Annotated in this window: 21 protein-coding genes and 1 pseudogene; 13 read left to right on the top strand and 9 right to left on the bottom strand. The window is 69.6% G+C overall.

All coding sequences use genetic code 11. The annotated features are described in order from the left end of the window. Positions 1–134: 134 nt before the first annotated feature. Complete coding sequence (gene rhaI / locus QMK24_RS30730) at positions 135–1,301, bottom strand: L-rhamnose isomerase (RefSeq protein ID WP_283470102.1); 1,167 nt, start codon at positions 1,299–1,301, stop codon at positions 135–137. Positions 1,302–1,500: 199 nt separating this feature from the next. On the opposite strand from rhaI, the gene QMK24_RS30725 reads away from it, so the two are divergent. The 12 genes and pseudogenes from QMK24_RS30725 to QMK24_RS30675 all read left to right on the top strand — a co-directional run bounded on the left by QMK24_RS30725 (position 1,501) and on the right by QMK24_RS30675 (position 13,295). Continuing rightward, positions 1,501–3,030, top strand: a complete 1,530-nt coding sequence (locus QMK24_RS30725) for a sugar ABC transporter ATP-binding protein (RefSeq protein ID WP_283470101.1) — start codon at positions 1,501–1,503, stop codon at positions 3,028–3,030. Next, positions 3,030–4,082, top strand: a complete 1,053-nt coding sequence (locus QMK24_RS30720) for an ABC transporter permease (RefSeq protein ID WP_283470100.1) — start codon at positions 3,030–3,032, stop codon at positions 4,080–4,082. Before QMK24_RS30725 ends, QMK24_RS30720 begins: the two co-directional genes overlap by 1 nt. After that, a complete protein-coding gene (locus tag QMK24_RS30715; RefSeq protein ID WP_283470099.1) occupies positions 4,066–5,055 on the top strand; it encodes an ABC transporter permease in 990 nt (329 codons plus the stop codon). The genes QMK24_RS30720 and QMK24_RS30715 overlap by 17 nt, the downstream gene beginning before the upstream one ends. A gap of 69 nt (positions 5,056–5,124) precedes the next feature. Next, on the top strand, positions 5,125–6,210 hold the full coding sequence (gene rhaS / locus QMK24_RS30710) for a rhamnose ABC transporter substrate-binding protein (protein WP_283470098.1): 1,086 nt from the start codon (positions 5,125–5,127) through the stop codon (positions 6,208–6,210). Positions 6,211–6,281: 71 nt separating this feature from the next. Beyond that, positions 6,282–6,602: an L-rhamnose mutarotase gene (locus QMK24_RS30705; RefSeq protein WP_283470130.1), complete on the top strand. Its 321-nt coding sequence runs from the start codon at positions 6,282–6,284 to the stop codon at positions 6,600–6,602. Positions 6,603–6,656: 54 nt separating this feature from the next. After that, positions 6,657–8,075 carry an L-fucose/L-arabinose isomerase family protein gene (locus QMK24_RS30700; RefSeq protein ID WP_283470097.1) on the top strand — a complete coding sequence of 473 codons (1,419 nt, stop codon included), beginning with the start codon at positions 6,657–6,659 and terminating at the stop codon, positions 8,073–8,075. 80 nt (positions 8,076–8,155) lie between these two features. Then, entirely contained in the window at positions 8,156–9,187 is a 1,032-nt protein-coding gene (locus tag QMK24_RS30695; RefSeq protein ID WP_283470096.1) for a LacI family DNA-binding transcriptional regulator, read from the top strand. Between the two features lie 77 nt (positions 9,188–9,264). Next, the gene (locus tag QMK24_RS30690; protein ID WP_283470129.1) at positions 9,265–10,278 is read left to right on the top strand and encodes a LacI family DNA-binding transcriptional regulator; all 1,014 of its coding nucleotides are present in this window, start codon (positions 9,265–9,267) and stop codon (positions 10,276–10,278) included. A 162-nt stretch (positions 10,279–10,440) separates the two neighbouring features. Beyond that, positions 10,441–10,782 (top strand): annotated as a pseudogene (locus QMK24_RS41990) (amidohydrolase family protein); the annotation flags it as partial. A gap of 100 nt (positions 10,783–10,882) precedes the next feature. After that, entirely contained in the window at positions 10,883–11,254 is a 372-nt protein-coding gene (locus QMK24_RS30685; RefSeq protein WP_283470095.1) for an amidohydrolase family protein, read from the top strand. A gap of 77 nt (positions 11,255–11,331) precedes the next feature. Continuing rightward, complete coding sequence (locus QMK24_RS30680; RefSeq protein ID WP_283470094.1) at positions 11,332–12,255, top strand: helix-turn-helix transcriptional regulator; 924 nt, start codon at positions 11,332–11,334, stop codon at positions 12,253–12,255. Continuing rightward, the gene (locus QMK24_RS30675) at positions 12,252–13,295 is read left to right on the top strand and encodes an NAD(P)-dependent alcohol dehydrogenase (RefSeq protein ID WP_283470093.1); all 1,044 of its coding nucleotides are present in this window, start codon (positions 12,252–12,254) and stop codon (positions 13,293–13,295) included. The genes QMK24_RS30680 and QMK24_RS30675 overlap by 4 nt, the downstream gene beginning before the upstream one ends. A gap of 162 nt (positions 13,296–13,457) precedes the next feature. Here QMK24_RS30675 and QMK24_RS30670 read toward each other — a convergent pair whose 3' ends face one another. From QMK24_RS30670 to QMK24_RS30650, 5 genes are all read right to left on the bottom strand, one after another. Then, complete coding sequence (locus QMK24_RS30670; RefSeq protein WP_283470092.1) at positions 13,458–14,012, bottom strand: hypothetical protein; 555 nt, start codon at positions 14,010–14,012, stop codon at positions 13,458–13,460. A gap of 35 nt (positions 14,013–14,047) precedes the next feature. Next, positions 14,048–14,182 (bottom strand): hypothetical protein, encoded by a 135-nt coding sequence (locus QMK24_RS30665; protein ID WP_283470091.1) that lies wholly within the window; start codon positions 14,180–14,182, stop codon positions 14,048–14,050. Positions 14,183–14,294: 112 nt separating this feature from the next. Then, positions 14,295–14,717 (bottom strand): alpha/beta hydrolase, encoded by a 423-nt coding sequence (locus QMK24_RS30660; RefSeq protein WP_283470089.1) that lies wholly within the window; start codon positions 14,715–14,717, stop codon positions 14,295–14,297. Between the two features lie 157 nt (positions 14,718–14,874). Then, positions 14,875–15,369 (bottom strand): amidohydrolase family protein, encoded by a 495-nt coding sequence (locus QMK24_RS30655; protein ID WP_283470087.1) that lies wholly within the window; start codon positions 15,367–15,369, stop codon positions 14,875–14,877. Positions 15,370–15,484: 115 nt separating this feature from the next. After that, on the bottom strand, positions 15,485–16,024 hold the full coding sequence (locus tag QMK24_RS30650) for a hypothetical protein (RefSeq protein ID WP_283470086.1): 540 nt from the start codon (positions 16,022–16,024) through the stop codon (positions 15,485–15,487). Here QMK24_RS30650 and QMK24_RS30645 point away from each other — a divergent pair. Beyond that, a complete protein-coding gene (locus tag QMK24_RS30645) occupies positions 16,014–16,451 on the top strand; it encodes a hypothetical protein (RefSeq protein WP_283470085.1) in 438 nt (145 codons plus the stop codon). The genes QMK24_RS30650 and QMK24_RS30645 overlap by 11 nt on opposite strands. A 49-nt stretch (positions 16,452–16,500) precedes the next feature. Here QMK24_RS30645 and QMK24_RS30640 read toward each other — a convergent pair whose 3' ends face one another. From QMK24_RS30640 to QMK24_RS30625, 3 genes are all read right to left on the bottom strand, one after another. After that, entirely contained in the window at positions 16,501–16,833 is a 333-nt protein-coding gene (locus QMK24_RS30640; protein ID WP_283470084.1) for a hypothetical protein, read from the bottom strand. A gap of 972 nt (positions 16,834–17,805) precedes the next feature. Further along, the gene (locus QMK24_RS30630) at positions 17,806–18,813 is read right to left on the bottom strand and encodes a sigma-70 family RNA polymerase sigma factor (protein ID WP_283470083.1); all 1,008 of its coding nucleotides are present in this window, start codon (positions 18,811–18,813) and stop codon (positions 17,806–17,808) included. A 77-nt stretch (positions 18,814–18,890) separates the two neighbouring features. Next, positions 18,891–19,400 carry a DUF5134 domain-containing protein gene (locus QMK24_RS30625; RefSeq protein WP_283470128.1) on the bottom strand — a complete coding sequence of 170 codons (510 nt, stop codon included), beginning with the start codon at positions 19,398–19,400 and terminating at the stop codon, positions 18,891–18,893. Positions 19,401–19,611: the final 211 nt, after the last annotated feature.

Genomic DNA, 19,611 nt, shown 5'->3' with positions numbered 1-19,611 from the left:
GTGGAACCCCTTGCGGATGGGAGCGGAATCGTCGGGCGGGGCGGACGGACGGGGCATCGGCGTCGGGGTCACCGGCGTCGCGGGCACTGTGCTGCGGCTGAGGTCGGAGCGGGCTGGGGCCCGCCGGAAAGGCTCTACGCCCCCCAGCCCGCCTGCGTCCCGCCGACCCGTTCGGCGACGATGTGATCGGCCCAGCCGGAACGCTTGTAGGCGGCGATCGGATCCGGGTCGATGCCCTGCTCCTCGCGGACCTCGCGCAGCAGCGGACGGACGTCGGTGTTGTACGCGTCCATCAGCACGGCATTCGCCTCCAGCACCTCACCGGCCTGCTGCGCGGCGCGCAGCGCGTCGGGGTCGACCAACAGCGCCTTGGCGGTGGCTTCCTGCACATTCATCACGGACCGGATGATCGCCGGGATCTTCGCCTCGATGTTGTGGCACTGGTCGAGCATGAACGCCACTCCGGTCTCGGCCGCGAGCCCTCCGCCGCGCACCACTTCGTACATGATCCGGAAGAGCTGGAACGGATCCGCCGCGCCGGCCATCAGGTCGTCGTCGGCGTAGAAGCGTGAGTTGAAGTCGAAGCCGCCGAGCTTCCCCTCCCGCAGCAGCGTCGCCACGATGAACTCGATGTTGGTGCCGGGGGCGTGGTGGCCGGTGTCGACGACGACCTGTGCCTTGGGGCCGAGCTTGAGGCAGTGGGCGTACGCGGTGCCCCAGTCCGGTACGTCCGTTGCGTAGAAGGCGGGCTCGAAGAGCTTGTACTCCAGCAGCATCCGCTGGTCGACGGCGAGCCGCTCGTAGACCTCGGTCAGCGCGTCGCCCAGCCGTCCCTGACGATCGGCGATATCGTCCTGTCCGGGGTAGTTCGTCCCGTCGGAGAACCACAGTTTCAGATCGCGCGAGCCGGTGGCGTCCATGATGTCGACGCATTCCAGCAGATGGTCGGTGGCCTTGCGCCGGATCTTGGGATCGGGGTGGGTGACTGAGCCGAGTTTGTAGTCGTCGTCCTGGAAGACATTGGAGTTGATCACCCCGAGCCGCACACCGCGCTCGGCCGCATGGGCCGCCAGCGCCGGGTAGTCGTCGGTCCTGTCCCACGGGATGTGCAGCGCCACCGAGGGCGCGGCCGCGGTGCATTCGTGGACGCGCGCCGCGTCGTCGATCTTCTCCGTCGGGGTGCGGGGCACGCCCGCTTGCGCGAACACCTTGAAGCGCGTGCCGGAGTTGCCGTACGCCCAGGACGGCGTCTCGATGGACTGGGCCTTCAGCGCGGCCTTCACCGTGGACAGGTCGGTCATGTTCATCGCTCCCGCCATGAATCGTTTCACTGAGGGGAAGCTAGGTGCCCGACGAGGGAGTGTCAACCTCCTGGTTGCGGGAGTTCAACCGACTGTGGACGCCGGAGCGGAAAACTTGAATCGAAACCATTGACGCGTCATGTCGCGCTGCCTTAACGTCCGTGCAACTCAGTTGAAACCTTTCATGTGAGGCCCCACCATGGACCAGCCGAAGTCGGCGGAACGGCCCGTACTCTCGCTGGAGGACGCCAGCAAGTCCTTCGGTGCGGTCCGGGCCCTGCAGGGTGTCTCCCTGGCTCTCTTCGCCGGGGAGGCACACGCACTCGCCGGCGAGAACGGAGCGGGCAAGTCCACCCTGATCAAAATGCTCGCGGGAGTACACCGGCCCGATGCCGGGCGGGTACTGGTCGACGGCGAGCCCGCCACCTTCCACGGACCCTCCGACGCCCGGGAAGCCGGCATCGCGGTCATCTACCAGGAACCGACGCTCTTTCCCGACCTCACCGTCGCCGAGAACATCTTCATGGGCCGCCAGCCGCGCCGCTCCTTCGGCCGGGTCGACCACCGGTCGGTACGGGACGCGACCCAGGCCCTCATCGAACGGCTGGGCGTCGATCTCGACCCCGGGCAGCTCTGCCGCGGCCTGTCCATCGCCGACCAGCAACTCGTCGAGATCGCCAAGGCACTCTCCTTCGACGCCCGGGTCCTGATCATGGACGAACCCACCGCGGCGCTGACCGGAGCCGAAGTGGCCCGGCTCTTCGGCGTGGTGCGGACGCTGCGCGAACAGGGCACCGCCGTGCTGTTCATCTCCCACCGGCTGGAGGAGATCTTCGCCCTCTGCCAACGCGTCACCACCCTGCGGGACGGCCGGCTGATCTCCAGCGACACCATCGGCGGGCTGACCGAGGACGACCTGGTACGCCTGATGGTCGGCCGCGACCTCGACGAGCTCTACCCCAAACAGCCGGCGCGGATCGGCGAAACGGCCCTGTCCGTGCGCCGCCTCACCCGCGAGGGCGTCTTCACCGATGTCTCGTTCGACGTCCGCCGCGGAGAGATCGTCGCGCTGGCCGGACTGGTGGGCGCCGGCCGCAGCGAGGTCGTGCGCGCCGTCTTCGGCGTCGACCGCGCCGACGCCGGCGACGTGCACGTGGCCGGCAACAGACTGCCGGCCGGCTCGCCCACGGCCGCGATGGCCGCCGGCGTCGCCCTGGTTCCGGAGGACCGGCGCCAACAGGGCCTGGTGATGGAGTTGTCCATCGAACGGAACATCGGCCTGACCGGACTCGACCGGCTTGGCCGCGGCGGCCTGGTCCGCAGGGCACTGGAGCACGGCCGGGCGGCGGACTGGGCGGTGCGGCTCCAACTGAAGTACAACCGGCTCTCCGACCCGGTGGGTGTGCTCTCCGGAGGCAACCAGCAGAAGGTCGTGCTGGCCAAATGGCTGGCCACCGAACCCGGCGTACTGATCGTCGACGAGCCGACCCGGGGCATCGACATCGGCACCAAGGCCGAGGTCCATCGATTGCTGTCCTCCCTCGCCGCCGAAGGACTCGCCGTCCTCATGGTCTCCTCCGACCTGCCGGAGGTCCTCGGCATGGCCGACCGGGTGCTGGTCATGCATGAGGGACGTATCACCGCGGAGCTCCCGCGCGCACTGGCCACCGAGGAATCGGTCATGGCCGCGGCCACGGGCCGGAACGCCGGCGGAGAGAGGGCAGCCTGATGACAGCGACAGTGGAACAGCCCACGGCGCCGCCCGGCGCTCGCAAGGTGACGGCGCGTTCGCTCACCGAGACCGTCTTCCGGGCCCGGGAGATCAGCATCGCCGGGTGCCTGGCGCTGCTCGTCCTCGGCACCTGGGCGGCCAACCACCGCTTCCTGTCGGAGCAGGGCATCAAGGACCTGCTCCTCAACGCGTCGATCCTGATCCTGCTGGCCGTCGGCCAGTCGGTCGTGGTCCTCACCCGCAATATCGACCTCTCGGTCGGCTCGGTGGTGGGACTGTCCGCCTTCGCCTGCGGGAAGTTCGTCTCCGGAACCGACCGCAACGCCGTCCTCGCCCTCCTGATCGGCATCGGCGTCGGCGCGCTCTGCGGCCTCATCAGCGGACTGCTCGTCAGCTTCGGGCGGGTACCGGCGCTCGTGGTCACGCTGGGGATGCTCTACATCATCCAGGGCACCGACTACTGGTGGGCGCACGGTCAGCAGATCAACGCCGCCGACGTCCCCGCCTCCGTCCTCGACCTGGGCAGCGGAAGCGTCCTCGGCGTCCCGTACCTCGCGCTGATCGCCGTCGCTGTACTCGCCGCGGCCTCCTACTACCTGCGGTCCTACCGCAGCGGCCGGGAGCTGTACGCCATCGGCTCCAGCCCTGAGGCCGCCCGGCTGGCGGGCATCCCGATCCGCCGCAGGATCCTGGCCGCCTACGTCTTCTCCGGCTCGATCGCGGGATTCGCCGGCGCCCTGTGGCTGGCCCGCTTCGGCACCGTCGTCGCCGACAACGCCCACGGCTGGGAACTGACGGTGGTCAGCGCGGTGGTGGTCGGCGGCGTCGCCATCACCGGCGGCACCGGCAGCGTCTGGGGTGCGGCCCTGGGCGCACTACTGCTCACCACCGTCGGAAGCGTCCTGGTCGTCCTGAAGGTCGACTCCTTCTGGCAGAGCGCCATCACCGGAGCCCTGCTGCTCGCGGCCATCAGCGTCGACCGGATCGTGACCCTGCGCATGACCAGCGCCCTGAGGAAGAGGAACGCGCGCCATGTCCACCAAGCCTGAACTGAGCAGGTTCCTGCGCTGGGACGTCGCGGTCGGCGTCCTGCTCGTGGCCGTCTTCGCCACCGGGGCCGGCACCACCGAGGGGTTCGCCACCACCGGAAACCTGTCCTTCGCCCTCAACGACATCGCCGAGGTCGCGATCATCGCACTGCCGATGACGCTGCTGGTCGTGGCGGGCGAGATCGACCTGTCGGTCGCCTCCATGCTGGGCCTGGCCAGCGCGGTCAGCGGCAAACTGTGGGAATCGGGCTGGGCGTTCGAAACCATCATTCCGGTGGTCCTGGCCATCGGAGTCCTCGGGGGCCTGCTCAACGGCTGGCTGGTCACCCGGGTCGGGCTGCCCTCACTGGCCGTCACCATCGGTACGCTGACGCTCTACCGGGGCCTGGCATCGGTGGCGCTGGGCAGCAACGCGGTCACCGACTTCCCCGACACGTACGCCCGGTGGACGTCGGACACCAACACCGTGCTCGGGATCCTTCCCTACCCCTTCGCCCTGTTCATCGTCCTGGCCGCCGTCACCGGCGTGGTTCTGCACGCCACCGGGTTCGGCCGCTCCCTGTTCGCCACCGGCGCCCAGGAGGAGGCCGCCTACTTCTCCGGTATCCGGGTCAAGCGGATCAAGCTGCTGCTGTTCGTCCTCACCGGTCTGCTGTCGGCCTTCGCGGGCATCGTCTTCACCCTGCGCTACGGCAGCGCCCGAGCAGACAACGGCCAGGGCTTCGAGATGCTCGTCATCGCCTCCGTGCTGCTGGGGGGCGTCGACTTCGACGGCGGCAAGGGCACGCTCGGCGGCGCCATCGCCGGGGTGCTGCTGATCGGCCTGCTGAAGAACCTGCTCATCCTCAACGATGTGGCCAACGAGGTCCAGGTGATCGTCACCGGACTCCTGCTGGTGGCCTCTGTACTGACCCCGCGGGTGATCGCCGCGGCACTCGAACGGCGCCACCGGCGCGCGGCCGCGGCTGTCTGACGGCGCGCACCGCCCCCTCCGCACCACCGCTACCCGAAGAATTCCCCGAACCCGAAGAAGGGCTTCGCCATGTCCCTCCCCACCACCGCCTCGGTGCGCGCGCTCACCGCGTTGACCGCCGTCTGCGCTCTCGCCCTCACCGCGACCGCCTGCGGTGGCACGACGAAGAAGTCCAGCGCCGACCAGGGTCCCGGCACGGCCTCGACGGCTTCCGCCGACCCCGGCGCCGCGCTCAAGAAGGGTCTGAAGCTCGCGTTCCTGCCCAAGCAGATCAACAACCCCTACGAGACCATCGTCGACAACTCGGGCATCGCCACGGCGAAGAAGATCGGCAGCACCGCCAAGGAGGTCGGACCCTCCGACGCCAGCGCGTCCTCGCAGGTCTCCTACATCAACACGCTCATCCAGCAGCAGCAGGACGCGATCCTGCTGGCGGCCAACGACCCCAACGCGGTCTGCGGCCCGCTCAAGCAGGCGATGGCCAAGGGCATCAAGGTCGTCGCCTACGACTCCGACACCGCCAAGGACTGCCGCCAGCTGTTCATCAACCAGGCGAGCTCCGAACAGATCGGCCGCAGCCTGGTGCAGAACCTCGGCAAGCAGCTCGGCTACCAGGGCAAGATCGCGATCCTGTCCGCCACCCAGAACGCGACGAACCAGAACACCTGGATCGAGTTCATGAAGAAGGAGCTGGCGCTGCCGGGGTACAAGGGGATGGAACTGGTCAAGGTCGCCTACGGGGACGACGACGACCAGAAGTCCTTCCAGCAGACCCAGGGCCTGCTGCAGGCCTACCCGGACCTGAAGGGCATCATCGCCCCGACCACCGTGGGCATCGCGGCATCCGCCCGCTACATCAGTTCCTCGTCCTACAAGGGCAAGGTCGTGGTGAACGGGCTGGGCACCCCCAACCAGATGCGCAAGTACGTCAAGGACGGCACCGTCGCGCAGTTCTCCCTGTGGGATCCCAAGAAGCTCGGCCGACTCGCCGCGTACGCCGCGTCCGCCCTGTGCTCCGGCCAGATCACCGGCGCGGAGGGGCAGACGTTCAAGGCCGGCGACCTGGGTACCTTCACCGTCGGTAAGAACGGCGAGGTCATCCTCGGCAAGCCCACAGTCTTCGACGCATCCAACATCGATGGCTTCGACTTCTGAGCGTGCCCCGCATCCCGGCCCGCCGCCTGCGCGCGGCGCGGCCGGCCGTCAACGGCGAAAGGCCAGGGAACATGCGGCGTGTCTGCTTCCTGCTCAAGGTCCGCAGGGACCGGATCGACGAATACCGCCGCCGGCATGCCGCCGTGTGGCCGGAGATGACCGCCGCGCTGTCCGCCGCCGGCTGGCACAACTACTCCCTCTTCCTCCGCGAGGACGGACTGCTCGTGGGCTATCTGGAGACCGACGACTTCGCCGCGGCCCAGAGCGCCATGGCCGCCACCGAGGTCAACACCCGCTGGCAGACGGAGATGGCCGAGTTCTTCGAAGCCCCCGACGACGACCGGCCCGACCGGGCCATACGCCCCCTCACCGAGGTCTTCCACCTCGTGTGACGGCCGGCGACCCGGCCCCCTCCCCGGCCGACCCCACGAACGGAGACATCCGCCATGACCCGCACCCCCGCCACCGCGCGCAGGCCGAAGATCGGTCTCGTGGCGGGGGGACTGGGCGCCTACTGGCCCCAGTTCCCCGACCTGCTGCCCCAGTTGCGCCGCTCCGCCGCACGCGTCACCGAGCGCATGAAGGACTTCGACGCCGAGGTCGTGGACGTCGGGTTCATCTCGGACGCCCAGGAGGGCGCGGCGGCCGCGGAGAAGCTGCGCGCCGCCGGATGCGACCTCATCGTCGGGTTCCTCACCACGTACATGACCGCCACCATGCTGACGCCGGTGGCCCAGCGCTCGGGCGCTCCGGTCCTGCTGATCAATCTGCAGCCCACCGAGGCGATGGACCACGCCACCTTCGACACCGGCCAGTGGCTCGCGTATTGCGGCGCCTGCCCGCTGCCCGAGATGGCCAACTCCTTCGAGCGGGCCGGTGTCCCGTTCCGCTCCGTCTCCGGCTATCTGGAGGACGAACGGGCCTGGGCCCGCATCGGCCGGTGGATTCGTGCGGCCGGAGTGCGATCGGTGCTCCGCAACGGCCGGCACGGCCTGATGGGCCACCTCTACCCGGGCATGTACGACGTCTCGACCGACCTGGCCATGGTCTCCGGCAACCTCGGCGGCCATGTCGAGGTGCTGGAGTTCGACGATCTGCGGGTGCGGGTGGACAGCGTCACCGAGGCGGAGGTCTCCGACAAGCTCGCCGAGGCCAGGGAGACCTTCGAGTTCGACGATTCCGTCGTCGCGGACGACGTGGAGTGGGCCGCCCGGGTGTCGGCCGGGCTCGACCGGCTGGTGGCCGACTTCGACCTCGACAGCCTCGCGTACTACCACCGGGGCCTGGACGGCGAGATCCACGAGCGGCTGGGCGCCGGCATGATCCTCGGCGCGTCACTGCTCACCGCCCGCGGTGTCCCGGCGGCGGGCGAGTACGAGTTGCGTACGTCGCTGGCGATGCTGATCGCCGACCGGCTCGGCGCGGGCGGTTCCTTCACCGAGCTGCAAGCGCTCAACTTCCGCGACGGCGTGGTGGAGATGGGCCACGACGGGCCCGCGCACCTCGGCATCAGCCAGCACCGGCCGCTCCTGCGCGGCCTCGGGGTCTTCCACGGCAAACGCGGCTGGGGCGTGTCCGTCGAGTTCGATGTGCGGCACGGCCCGGTCACCCTGGTCGGTCTCGGCCAGACCCGCGACGGCCGCTACAAGCTGGTCACCTCCCAGGGCGAGGTGGTCGGCGGCCCGCTGCTGAAAATCGGCAACACCACGTCCCGGGTGGACTTCGGCACCGATCCCGGCGAGTGGACCGACGCCTGGAGCGCCACGGGCGTCGCCCATCACTGGGCACTGGCCACCGGTCACATCGTGCCCGAACTGCGCGCGGTGGCCGACCTCACGGGCCTGGAACTGGTCGAGGTCTCTTGACCGGGGACCGGTCGCTCTCCCACCGCGCGGACGGCGCCGGCGGACCCGTTCAGCGCCCCGGCCGCGCGCCGGGAAGCCGGGTGAAGCGCAGCACGATCGGCATCAAGGAGGTCGCTGAACAGTCGGGTGTCTCACTCGGCACGGTCTCGAATGTCCTCAACCAGCCCGACACGGTGTCCGAGCCCACCCGGCGGCGGGTGCTCGCGGTGATCGAGCGGCTCGGATACGTCCGCAGTGAGACGGCCCGCCAGTTGCGGGCCGGTCGCAGCCGGATGCTCGCGCTCCTGGTCCTGGACCTGGCCAATCCCTTCTTCGTCGAGCTGGCCCGTGGGGCCCAGCAGGCGGCCCGTGAGGCGGGACTGGCCGTCATGGTGTGCACCAGTGCGGGCGATCCGTCGCAGGAGGCCGAGTACTTGGACATGTTCGCCGAACAGCGGGTGCGCGGTGTGCTGGTCACTCCCACCGACGGCACCCGCAACAATCTGCGGGCACTGCGGCGCCGGGGCATATCCTTCGTCGTCGCCGACCGGGAATGGTCCAGTGCCGAGGCGTGCTCGGTGTCCGTCGACGACGTGGCCGGCGGCAGGCTCGCCGTGCGGCATCTGCTCGCATCGGGCCATCGCCGTATCGCCTACGTCAGCGGTCCCCCGCACCTGGCCCAGTCCCGGGACCGGTATCAGGGCGCGCTGTACGCCCTCGACGAGGCGCGCGTCGCACGGGAGAGTCTGACGGTGGTCGAGGCGAAGCGGTTCGACGTCGCCTCGGGCCGGGACGCGGGGGCCCGTCTGCTGGCTGCCGCCGACCGCCCGTCCGCCGTGTTCTGCGCGAACGATCTGCTGGCTCTGGGCGTGCTGCAGACGCTGTTCGCGGCCGGGATCCGGGTGCCGGGCCACATGGCGCTCGTCGGCTATGACGACATCGAGTTCGCCGCGGGCGCCGCCGTCCCGCTCACCTCCGTGCGCCAGCCCTCGTTCCGCATCGGCCGCACCGCCACGGAACTGCTGATCGAGGAGACGGACGGGCGCCCCGACACACATGGGCACCAGAAGATCGTGTTCCAGCCGGAACTGGTCGTCAGGACGTCATCGCTCGGTCCTCGCGGCGGAGGCTGACCACACAAGATGTGCGTAGCATGAGACCGCGGCCGCGGAGAGCCGCGGAAGACGGTGGTTCGGAGCTCGTGGCGCGCATGATGGGCATCAAGGACGTCGCACGGGAGGCCGGGGTCTCCGTCGGCACCGTATCGAACGTGATCAACCGCCCGGACATGGTCTCCGAGCAGACACGCACCCGGGTGCTCGAGGTGATAGACCAACTCGGCTACGTGCGCAGTGAGTCGGCCCGCCAGCTGCGCGCCGGTCACAGCCGGATCATCGCCCTGCTCGTCCTGGACATGGCCAATCCCTTCTTCGTCGACGTGGCGTCGGGCGCCGAGCGCGCAGCCCGCGAGGCGGGACTCGGCGTCATGCTCTGCAACAGCGCCGGCAGCGCGACCGAGGAGGCGGAGTACCTGGGCCTGTTCGCCGAGCACCGGGTACGCGGGGTGCTGGTCACGCCCGCCGACACCACGGGGCGCAACCTCGACTCCTTCCGGCGCCACGACATCCCCTTCGTCTTCGTCGACCGCGTGGTGCCCAGCGCGTCGGCGTGCTCGGTGTCGGTGGACGACATCGCCGGCGGCCGGCTGGCCGCCGGCCACCTCCTGGACCAGGGCCACCAACGTCTGGTCTACGTGAGTGGCCCCATGCATCTCACCCAGTGCCGGGACCGCCGGACCGGGGCACTCGACGCGCTGGCCGCGGCGGGGCTGCCCCCGGAGGCGCTGTCCCACATCGAGACGGACCGGCTGGACGTCGCCGCGGGACGGGACGCGGGCGCCCGGCTGCTGGGCATGGCCGGCCGGCCCACCGCGGTGTTCTGCGCGAACGACCTCCTCGCGCTGGGAGTGCTGCAGGCACTGTACGCGGCGGGGGTCGCCGTGCCGCAGGAGCTCGCGCTCGTCGGCTATGACGACATCGAGTTCGCGGCGGCGGCCGCGGTCCCGCTGACCTCGGTGCGCCAGCCCGCCCACCGCATGGGCCGGACCGCCGCCGAACTGCTCATCGCGGAGACCGGCGACCGTGCCGGCGAGCACCGGCACCAGCAGATCGTGCTGCAGCCGGAGCTGGTGGTCCGGGGTTCGACACTGGGCAAGCAGCGCTGACCCAGTAGGGAACCCCTCCGCCGTGCCGGTCTCAGCCGCGCTCCGCGACTCCGATCCGATGACCGGCGGGCTCAGCGCGCGGGGCGGCGATGCCTCACCAGATCCTCCCACCCGATCCCGTCCCGGTGGCGATAGTGGCGATAGTGGCGATTCGGCGCCCCCATGGCGGCGGACAGCGGGAGGATCACCATGCTGGCTCTTCGCGTCGCACGGATCTTCGACGGACGTGACCTCGTGCCGGGCGCGGGCATCGCCTTTGTGGACGGCGGACGGATCGCCGGGGTCGAGCCGGCCGGGTTCGACATCCCGGAGGGCTGCGAGGTCCTCGATCACCCGACCGGGACCCTGCTTCCCGGTCTGATCGACTCCCACGTGCACCTGGTCGGCGACTCCGGGCCGGGGGCGCTGGAGCGGCTGACCGGGTTCTCCCCCGACGACCTGTCGCGCACGATCGAACAATCCCTCCGGGTCCAGTTGTCGACCGGTGTCACCACGGTCCGGGACCTGGGCGACAAGGCGTGGTCCGTCGTCCGCACTGGCCGCGCAGGGCATTGTGGTCTGCCCGACACTCGGCCGTGCTCCGGGCGCGGTACCGCCACCGCAGTTGCTCGAGCGCCTGCTCAAGGCCGGCATGGACTACGAGACCCGGCGCGAGCAGGTCGCCCAGGCACACCGTGCGGGAGTGACGATCGTCTCCGGTACAGACGGAGGCATCAACCCGGTCAAGCCGCACGGCATCCTCCCCCTCGCCATCGCCGATCTGGTGTCCGGCGGCGTGTCACCGGCCGACGCGCTCGCGACCGCGACATCGGTCGCCGCCGAGGCCTGCGGACTGGGCGCCCGCAAGGGCCACGTCCGGGCCGGCTACGACGCCGACCCCATCGTCGTCGACAACGACCCCCTGACCGACATGCGCGCACTCCAGAGCCTGACCACGACGATCCTCGCCGGAAAGCCACCCGCGCCTCCCGCTTAGCGCCGGCCGAGGGGGGTGGGTCTGGCAGACCTACCCTGGGGCCGTATAAGCGCTCCGGCAGCGTCAATACTTGAGTCATGGGTCTGGACCACAACGTCGAACTGGGCGAGTTCCTCCGCTCCCGCAGGGCCCGGCTGGGTCCCGGGGACGCGGGGCTCGCCGTCAATGGATCTGCCCGCCGTGTGCCGGGGCTGCGCCGGGAGGAGCTGGCCCGGCTGGCCGGGGTCAGTACCGACTACTACGCGCGGCTGGAGCAGGGGCGGCACCGCAATGTCTCCGGAAGCGTGCTGGATTCCGTCGCCCGCGCGCTGCAGCTCAACGAAGTGGAGCACACCTATCTGATCCAGCTCGCCCGTCCGCAGCCGCGCGCCGCCCGGCGTCCGGCGGCCCGCCCCCAACGGGTACGGCCTGGGCTGCACCGGATGCTGGAGACGCTGGACGGACTGACGCCGGCATTCATCGTCGGCCGCGGGATGCAGGTGCTGGCCAGCAACCGGCTGGCCCGCTCATTGATCTCCGATTTCGAGGCGCTGCCGCACCGGGAGCGGAATCTGGCCCGGTTCATCTTCCTGGATGAATCCGCCCGGCAGCTGTACCCGGACTGGGAACGGATCGCCGCGGAGACCGCTGCCGTCCTGCGGCTCGATGCGGGGCGCAACTGCGAGGACCGGTCCTTCTGCGAGCTGATCGGCGAACTCGCGGTCAAGAGCGAGGAGTTCCGTACCGCGTGGGCAGCGCACGACGTGAGCCGCCGTTCGCACGGCACCAAGCGCTACCGCCACCCCCAGGTCGGGGAGATCACCGTCGCGTACGAGGCTCTCACCCCGCCGGGCGACGCGGACCAGACCCTTTTCGTCTACACCACCGAGCCGGGTTCGCCCTCCGAGACCGCGCTGCAGTTGCTGGCCAACCTCACCGCACCCCTGACCTCACCGACTCCGGCCGCGCTGCGGCCCGCGCTCGCCGATCCCGACGATTCTCTGGAGATTCACGCACGATGACGATCACTGTCCCCGCTTACGCCGCTCCCGCCGCCAACTCGCCGCTGGAGCGGACCACCATCCCCCGACGCGCCGTGCGCGAGCACGACGTGCTGATCGACATCAAGTTCGCCGGCATCTGCCACTCCGACATCCACCAGGTCCGCGACGAGTGGGGTGGCGCCAAGTTCCCCATGGTGCCGGGCCACGAGATCGCCGGCATCGTCACCGAGGTCGGCCCCGGCGTCACCAAGTACGCCGTCGGCGACCGGGTCGGCGTGGGCTGCTTCGTCGACTCCTGCCGTAAGTGCGAGAACTGCCTGGCCGGTGACGAGCAGTACTGCCTGAACGGCGGCACCGGCACCTACAACTCCACCGGGCGGGACGGCGAGCCCACCTACGGCGGCTACAGCACCCGGATCGTCGTGGACGAGAGCTTCGTCCTGCGCATTCCGGAGGGCGTCGAGCTCGATGTCGCCGCCCCGCTGCTGTGCGCCGGGATCACCCTCTACTCACCGCTGAAGCACTGGAACGCCGGCCCCGGCAAGAAGGTCGCCATCGTCGGCATGGGCGGCCTCGGGCACATGGGCGTCAAGATCGCCGCCGCTCTCGGCTCCGAGGTCACCGTTCTCAGCCAGAGCCTGCGCAAGCAGGACGACGCCAAGAGGTTCGGCGCAGACCACTACTACGCCACCAACGACGAGTCGACGTTCCAGCAGCTCGCCGGGACATTCGACCTTATCGTGAACACCGTCTCGGCCAACCTCGACCTGGACGCGTACCTCGCCCTGCTGCGGGTGGACGGCACTCTGGTCAATGTCGGCGCGCCCGAGCACCCCGTCTCGCTGAACGTGTTCTCGCTGATCGGGGGCCGGCGCAGCCTGGCCGGCTCGATGATCGGCGGTATCCGCCAGACCCAGGAGATGCTGGACTTCTGCGCCGAGCACAGCCTGGGCGCCGAGATCGAGCTGATCTCCGCCGACCGGATCAACGAGGCGTACGACCGCGTCGTCGCCAGCGACGTCCGGTACCGCTTCGTCATCGACACAGCCACCATCTGACGCAGCCCCTGGCTGCCGAAAGGCCCTGCCGTCCCGCTGAAGCGGGGCGGCAGGGCCTTCGTCGTCCACGCCGGAACGGCCTGCGGGGTCTCGTTCCCTGCTACCGCTTCGCGTACTCCGCTTCCTGCACCGCGGCCCGCTGCACCGCGGAAACGCTGCCGCTCACCACGATGGACCCCTGTGCCCCGCCGGAGCCCCGGCGCCGGTACCGCCAGTCCGAGCAGCGCGAGCGCACCGAGCGCCCATCACGGCGATCCCGTACTCCCGCGTCGTCGGCAGCAGTCCCCCGCCGTGCACGACCAGGTAGCCGCCGATCACCGCGGGCAGTCCCATGGCCAGGTAGGACAGCACGTAGATGGTGGACAGCAGTCCGGACCGCTCGTGCGGTGCGGCCAGCGGGACGACGGTGCGAATCGCGCCCTGGAAACCGCCGCCGAAGCCGACTCCTGCGATGACCGTCCCGATGAAGAAGGCGGCCGCCGAGCTATGGGCGACCGCGAGCAGGGGGACGCCGACGCCCACAATGAGGGCGACGGTGCCGAGCAGCATCACCCGGGCCGGGGCTGCCTTGCGGAGCCGGAGCACGGACACCGCGCCGCTTCCGGCGAGGGTGAACAGCGCCAGGCCGCCGAGCAGCAGCGAGTCGGACCCGACCACGCTGCGGACGACCGCCGGGACGACGGATCCGTAGGTCAGGGCGGCGTCGGTGTCGTCCACGCCCGCCCGGATCCGCGAACGGCTGGCCGGGTATATCAGGCCATGGATGTGTTCATGCTCGATCGGATCTGTCGCTTGACGAAGGTGACGAAATCCTGCACTTCGGGACCGGCGACGTCGTGGCCGAGACCGCGATAGATGTTGCTGTCCTGGGTGGCGTGCGTGGCCATCCACGACTGGGTGCGCGCGATGGCCCTCTGGGGAATGACCGTGTCGTGTTCGCCACGCCCCCAGAAGACCGGTGGCCGGGTATGAGCGAGGGTGTCGTCACCCGGTAGCCGGTCATCCACGATGAACCCCGCAAGTTGAGCCCCCGTACGCGAAGCGTTCAGGCGCCTGTCGCATGAGCTGTAGCACCATTGCACCGCCCTGGGAGAATCCGAGGAGACCGATCGACGGAGCAGGGGGTGTGGTGTCCAGCCAGTCGAGCACGCACCTGGCGGCGGCGTTGGCGACCTTAGGCTGCGGGTCGCCGATCGGGTTTCCGCGGCTGGGGAACCAGGCGTAACCTCCGGCCTCGGCGTAGGGCGCGCGAACCGAGGCCATGACGACCTCGTCGCGGAGCAGATCGGCGAAGGCGAACAGGTGGGTTTCGTCATAGCTCCAGCCGTGCATGGCGACCAGCAGCGGGCGGTCGGCCCGCTGCGATTCCGGTGCCGACCAGAGCACATGTTCAGGATCGAGTTCGAGTCGCGGGGTGGACATGAAGGCTCCTTCGGAGTGTTGGCGCGGGTAGCGGTGATGCGTGTGGCGGGTAGCGGATCGCACGTCTGGGCGTGGGTTGCGTGGATGTTCGCGGCCGTGGAGGCGGCGACTCTCGAAGCGGGACAGCCGCCGTGGGGGACGGCGATGTGGCCGCGGGTCAGGCTTCGAGCCGTGCCCGGATCCGCGCAATGAGCTCTCGGGCGGCCGCGGCCCGGTCGCCGAGGAGCCTTCCGTTCAGCTTGACGACGTCGCCGCCGACCACCACGGTCTCGACGTCGGCCGGGCCGGCGCCCAACACCAGATGGGCGATGGGGTCGCCGTGGCCGTCCAGGTGCGGTGTGCGCATGTCGATCACCGCGATGTCGGCTTGCTTGCCCGGGGTGAGGCTGCCGGTCTCGGCGTCGAGCGACCACACTCTCTCGCCGTCCAGGGTGGCCAGGCGGAGCATGTCACGCGGATGCAGGTCAACGGTGGGCACCGCCTGGCCGGCGGCGAGGGTTCCGGCGTTGGCCCGGGAGCGCTCGGCGGCCAGGGCGAGACGCATCTCGGAGAACAGGTCGCTGCCGGCGCTGGTGATGGTGTCCACGCCGAAGCCGGAGGTGATGCCGTGGGCGATCGCGCGCCCGGTGGCCGGGAACGTGCTGAACTGCATCAGCATGTCCGTCGACGGGGTGATCGACAGGGTGCCGCCTGGGTCGTCGATCCAATACCTGTTCTGCCTGCCGTGATACCCATTGGGTATTATCCGCTGTGATGTACTCCGGGTATCACAGCAACCCGAAAATGTCTTGGACGACAGGCTCGGCGGCCGCGCATTGTGGATATCGCTCGAATTCCGGAACAGAAATCGGGAAAGGAGCCGATAATATGAGTGCGGTCCTTGAGACACGGCCCCGCCGACGACGTTGAGCTGGGGCAAGGTGACCGTGCTGGCGGTATCCGCCGGCACGATCGTCGCGAACTTGTACTACGTCCAGCCGCTGCTGCACTTGATCAGCACCGATTTCCACGTCGGCGCCGGGCTGGTCGGCATGACCGTCACGATCTCGCAGGCGCTGTTCGCCGTCGGCTTGGTGTTCGTGCTGCCGCTGGACGACATGGTCGGGCTGGCCAATGTGGCCGCGCAGGTCGTCGTACCGGCCGCAGCCGCCCTCGCCGATGCCGAAAGTCGCGGGAAAGTCGTGGGCACGGTGATCAGCGGCATGCTCACCGGGATGCTGCTGGCCCGCACCGTGTCCGGGGCCGTCGGCGATCTCGTCGGCTGGCGTCCCGATGTACCTATTCGCTTCCAGGCTGATGGTGGTCAACGCGATCGTGATGACTCGGGTGCTGGCCGGGCCGCGATCGGACACGGCGCACCCGGCGTATGCAGCGGTCCTGCGCTCGACCATCGGCCTGTACCGCCAATACCCCCAACTGCGGTTGCGTTCCGCGTTCGGCGCGGTGGCGTTCGCTGCCTTCAGTTTGTTCTGGTCAACGGTCCCCTTCGTACTGTCCGGCGAGCACTACCGCTACAGCCCTTCGACGATCGGCCTGTTCGCACTGCTCGGCGCGGCCGGCGCACTGGCCGCGAACCAGTTCTCTGGGATCTGCGATCGCCTCGATCGCCTGGACCCTGGCCGGCTGGACCGCGGTGTGCCTGGCCGGCATCGCCATCGCCGCCGTCGGGGCGGTCTTGATGGCCCTGTCGGCACCAGGTCGGGCCAGCGACCGTGTCTGCGGTCCCGCAGGTGAGAGGCACGCTCACCACCTCAACCGCAGTGCGACAGCACAGCCGTCGGCGTCAGCGGTAGTCCTCCGGATGACTTTGCATCCACGTGTTGATCTTGCCGCGCGTGCTGATGAGGGCGTCTTGGTGCGCCTTGAGGTTGGGGAACGATGTGTCGCTGCCCAGCTTCTTGCGCAGCTGGGCGATCCACGCCAGGGGCGCGTTGAAGTGCCCGGGGCCCCGCGGGTCCGCCTTCATCGCTCCGTCCATGCGGGTGAGCTCATCGTGCACACGGCCCAGGAAGTACTCGCAGTTCCCCGGGGTGCAGCTGTCTTGCAAGGTGGCCTGGAGGCCCGCGAAGGCGTCACGGACCTTCTCGACGTCTGGCGACGGGGGTGCGCTGGGCATGTCTGTAAAGCTCTCGGCCGGCGATTGGCTCGCCGCCGGTGCTGACGTCGCCCGGGGGGTTGGCACTTGTTGTCGCGACTGGTCGGAAGGGCCGGCGGAACAGGAGGCCAGGGCAACGGCGGCCAGAAGGGCGACCACGCCCGTGGTGGTGCGGGCCATGGATATGGGCACGAGTTCATCCGTTCTCTGGTGAGCTGGCTGACCCTATAGGACGCAGAGGATTACCTCCTTGGCATGTCGCAGAAGAAGGCCGGAACGCTTCACGCTGAGCGGTTGGTGTCGGATGAGATATGGGCACTGTTTTGGCGGGTGGTGCCACCTCCTAATCAGCGGTCGAGTCGTCGTGAGACACCGGGCGGCCAGGTCGCGGGAACCATCGAGGGCAACCGACTGAAAGCCATACCCGGTGTCTCTGGATCTCCGGACCTTACGACTGGCCCATCCGACCCATCAACAACGTAGGACCGACTGAGGTAGTACGCCCGCAGGGCGGTGGCCGGTGGCGGGCGGGTGACCGGGAGGTCCTGACGGCAATCGTGTTCGTGGCCACTTCGGGGTGCACGTGGCGGCAGCTGCCCTATGTGGGTGGGGAACTCCTGGCGGAGTCTGCCCCGCCCCGGCCGGCGAGGAGACGACGTGTTTGCCTGCATTGCCAGTCGCGCCGGTCACCAGAATCCTGCTCATCTTCAGGTCGACCTCGGCCGCACTTGGAGTATGCCGTCCGGCCGGACCCGGAGGACAAGACCATGACCCGTGATGCCGGGACCGCTGCGGCGGCGCGCACGGAGCGGGCACACGCCTGGAGTTACGCAGGCGAGCTGAGCTCCGACCTGAGGAGGGATCGGGGAGGGCTGGAGGCGGATCGTCGCCTGCCGCTGGGAGGCGGCCGTCACCACCTCGCTGGTGTCGATCCGGCAGGAAGCCGAGCGACGGGCAGCCCGGGCTGATGACACGACTACCTGAGGTGATCGATCACGGCGACGTCGGGCGGTCCGGGAGTCCGAACACCCCAAAGAGTCCGGGGTCGTGGAACATGGTGATCCGCGTGATCCCTGCGGCCGTGAGGGTGAGCAGCAGTATGGCGTGCGCGCGGTGCTCGCCTCCCTCGTCGCGCATGTAGACCCCGAACGCGGGCTGTCCGTTGGCCGAGGTGGGGACCATTCGCATGTCGCCGGGGGTGCGCACCCGGGTGGCGAGGAATCGTCCGATGTTCTCGCGGCCGGCGAACCAGGTCGGGATCGGCGGCATCTCGAAGACCGCGTCCGCGGTCAGCAACCGCATGAGAGCGGCGATGTCGGCGTTCTCGAAGGCGGTGGCGTACTGGTCGACCAGCGCGCGCTGCTGCGGGTCGGTGGGCTCGACGACCTCGTCCTCGGCCGGATCCACCTGGGCGAGCTGTGCTCGGGCGCGCTGGAGCGAGCTGTTGACGGAGGCTGTCGTGGAGCCGAGCAGTTCGGCGACCTCGGCCGCCCGCCAGGCGAGCACGTCACGCAGCAGCAGCACGGCGCGTTGTCGCGGCGGCAGGTGCTGCAATGCCGCGATGAAGGCCAGCCGCATGGAGTGCCGGGATTCCACGGTGGCGGCCGGATCGGCCGACGCGGAGCCGAACAGCGCGTCGGGGATGGGCTGCAGCCACGGCGTCTCGGACTGTCGCGGGTCCAAGCGGCCCTCCGGGTCATTGCTGGGGCCGCCCAGTCCGGACGGCAGCGGGCGCCGGGCTCCGCGCTCCAGAGCCTTCAGGCACGCCCGGGTCGCGATCCGGTACAACCAGGTGCGCAGCGACGACCGTCCCTCGAAGGCGCGGTATCCGCGCCAGGCCAGCAGGTAGGTCTCCTGGACCAGGTCCTCGGCCTCGTGGACCGAGCCGAGCATCCGGTAGCAGTGCGCCAGCAGCTCCCGTCGAAACGGATCGGTGAGCGTGGCGAAGTCCTTGCCGACTGGCCCGGCTGTCGCCGCCGGGGGCTGGGTGGTCGATGACACCGTTGCTCCTCTCACCGCCCGCACTCATCGTCACCTGTACAGATCCGACAGGCGGCGAAAACTCATCGCTGCGCAGATCACAGCCTCGCCAGTAGGAGCGTTCCCATGCCGAGGCTCATCGCCGCGTGGCCGGCCGCGTCCAGTACGCGGCGGCGCGGGGCATGTGCGGCGACGGCCCCCGGCACCCATGCGAGGCCGACGAGCACGAAGTACCCGCCGAGCAGGACGCTGACGACGGCGACGACCGTGGGCGACCGGGGCGACTCCGGCATCGCCATCGCCATCGATCCCGACATGCTCATCGACCTGGACATCGACTCCGGAATGGGCATCGTCCCAGGCATCGACAGTGCGGTGGTCATCCACAGCATGGCGGCGGCCATGAGCGCGTGATGCAAGCGTCGCAGCGCGGTCAGGCCGATGGGGCGGGGCGAGACGCGCAGGCGCTGGTCTGCGGCCCGGGCGAGGAACCAGATCGTGGCCGGCCCGAAGACCGCCGCCTGAAGCCAGACGGGCACGGACACCCCCCACGGCCACACCATCGCGCTCATGGCCGCGCCCATGAGCGCGTGCAGGCCGGCGCTGATCCGGTCGGCGGTCTCCCCGTTGCCTGACCGTCCTCCTGCCGGCTCCCCGATGGTCGGCCCGGATCGTGCGGAGCCGATCAGGAACCAATGCCGTTAGGTTAAGAGTTCGGGTGGGGTGGTATGAGCGTGGGGGTGCGGGGTGGTGTGGGAGCTTGCCGGTCGTCGGGTTTCTTGATGCGGTAGCGGGAGATGATGCGTTTGATGGCGCGTG

Origin of the sequence: Streptomyces sp. PH10-H1 (assembly GCF_030063355.1) — a bacterium.
Classification (GTDB): domain Bacteria; phylum Actinomycetota; class Actinomycetes; order Streptomycetales; family Streptomycetaceae; genus Actinacidiphila.
Note: the sequence above shows the minus strand (reverse complement) of the source record. Positions and strands in the feature narration are given on the sequence as shown.

Excerpts from the sequence above, each read along its gene's own strand:
- QMK24_RS30725 (WP_283470101.1), top strand. The coding sequence starts at position 1,501 with ATGGACCAGCCGAAGTCGGCGGAACGGCCCGTACTCTCGCTGGAGGAC.
- QMK24_RS30675 (WP_283470093.1), top strand. The coding sequence starts at position 12,252 with ATGACGATCACTGTCCCCGCTTACGCCGCTCCCGCCGCCAACTCGCCG.
- QMK24_RS30720 (WP_283470100.1), top strand. The coding sequence starts at position 3,030 with ATGACAGCGACAGTGGAACAGCCCACGGCGCCGCCCGGCGCTCGCAAG.
- QMK24_RS30680 (WP_283470094.1), top strand. The coding sequence starts at position 11,332 with ATGGGTCTGGACCACAACGTCGAACTGGGCGAGTTCCTCCGCTCCCGC.
- QMK24_RS30715 (WP_283470099.1), top strand. The coding sequence starts at position 4,066 with ATGTCCACCAAGCCTGAACTGAGCAGGTTCCTGCGCTGGGACGTCGCG.
- QMK24_RS30700 (WP_283470097.1), top strand. The coding sequence starts at position 6,657 with ATGACCCGCACCCCCGCCACCGCGCGCAGGCCGAAGATCGGTCTCGTG.
- QMK24_RS30660 (WP_283470089.1), bottom strand. The coding sequence starts at position 14,717 with ATGTCCACCCCGCGACTCGAACTCGATCCTGAACATGTGCTCTGGTCG.
- QMK24_RS30690 (WP_283470129.1), top strand. The coding sequence starts at position 9,265 with ATGATGGGCATCAAGGACGTCGCACGGGAGGCCGGGGTCTCCGTCGGC.
- rhaI (WP_283470102.1), bottom strand. The coding sequence starts at position 1,301 with ATGACCGACCTGTCCACGGTGAAGGCCGCGCTGAAGGCCCAGTCCATC.
- QMK24_RS30645 (WP_283470085.1), top strand. The coding sequence starts at position 16,014 with ATGGTGGTCAACGCGATCGTGATGACTCGGGTGCTGGCCGGGCCGCGA.
- QMK24_RS30655 (WP_283470087.1), bottom strand. The coding sequence starts at position 15,369 with ATGCAGTTCAGCACGTTCCCGGCCACCGGGCGCGCGATCGCCCACGGC.
- QMK24_RS30705 (WP_283470130.1), top strand. The coding sequence starts at position 6,282 with ATGCGGCGTGTCTGCTTCCTGCTCAAGGTCCGCAGGGACCGGATCGAC.
- QMK24_RS30665 (WP_283470091.1), bottom strand. The coding sequence starts at position 14,182 with ATGGCCACGCACGCCACCCAGGACAGCAACATCTATCGCGGTCTCGGC.
- QMK24_RS30640 (WP_283470084.1), bottom strand. The coding sequence starts at position 16,833 with ATGCCCAGCGCACCCCCGTCGCCAGACGTCGAGAAGGTCCGTGACGCC.
- rhaS (WP_283470098.1), top strand. The coding sequence starts at position 5,125 with ATGTCCCTCCCCACCACCGCCTCGGTGCGCGCGCTCACCGCGTTGACC.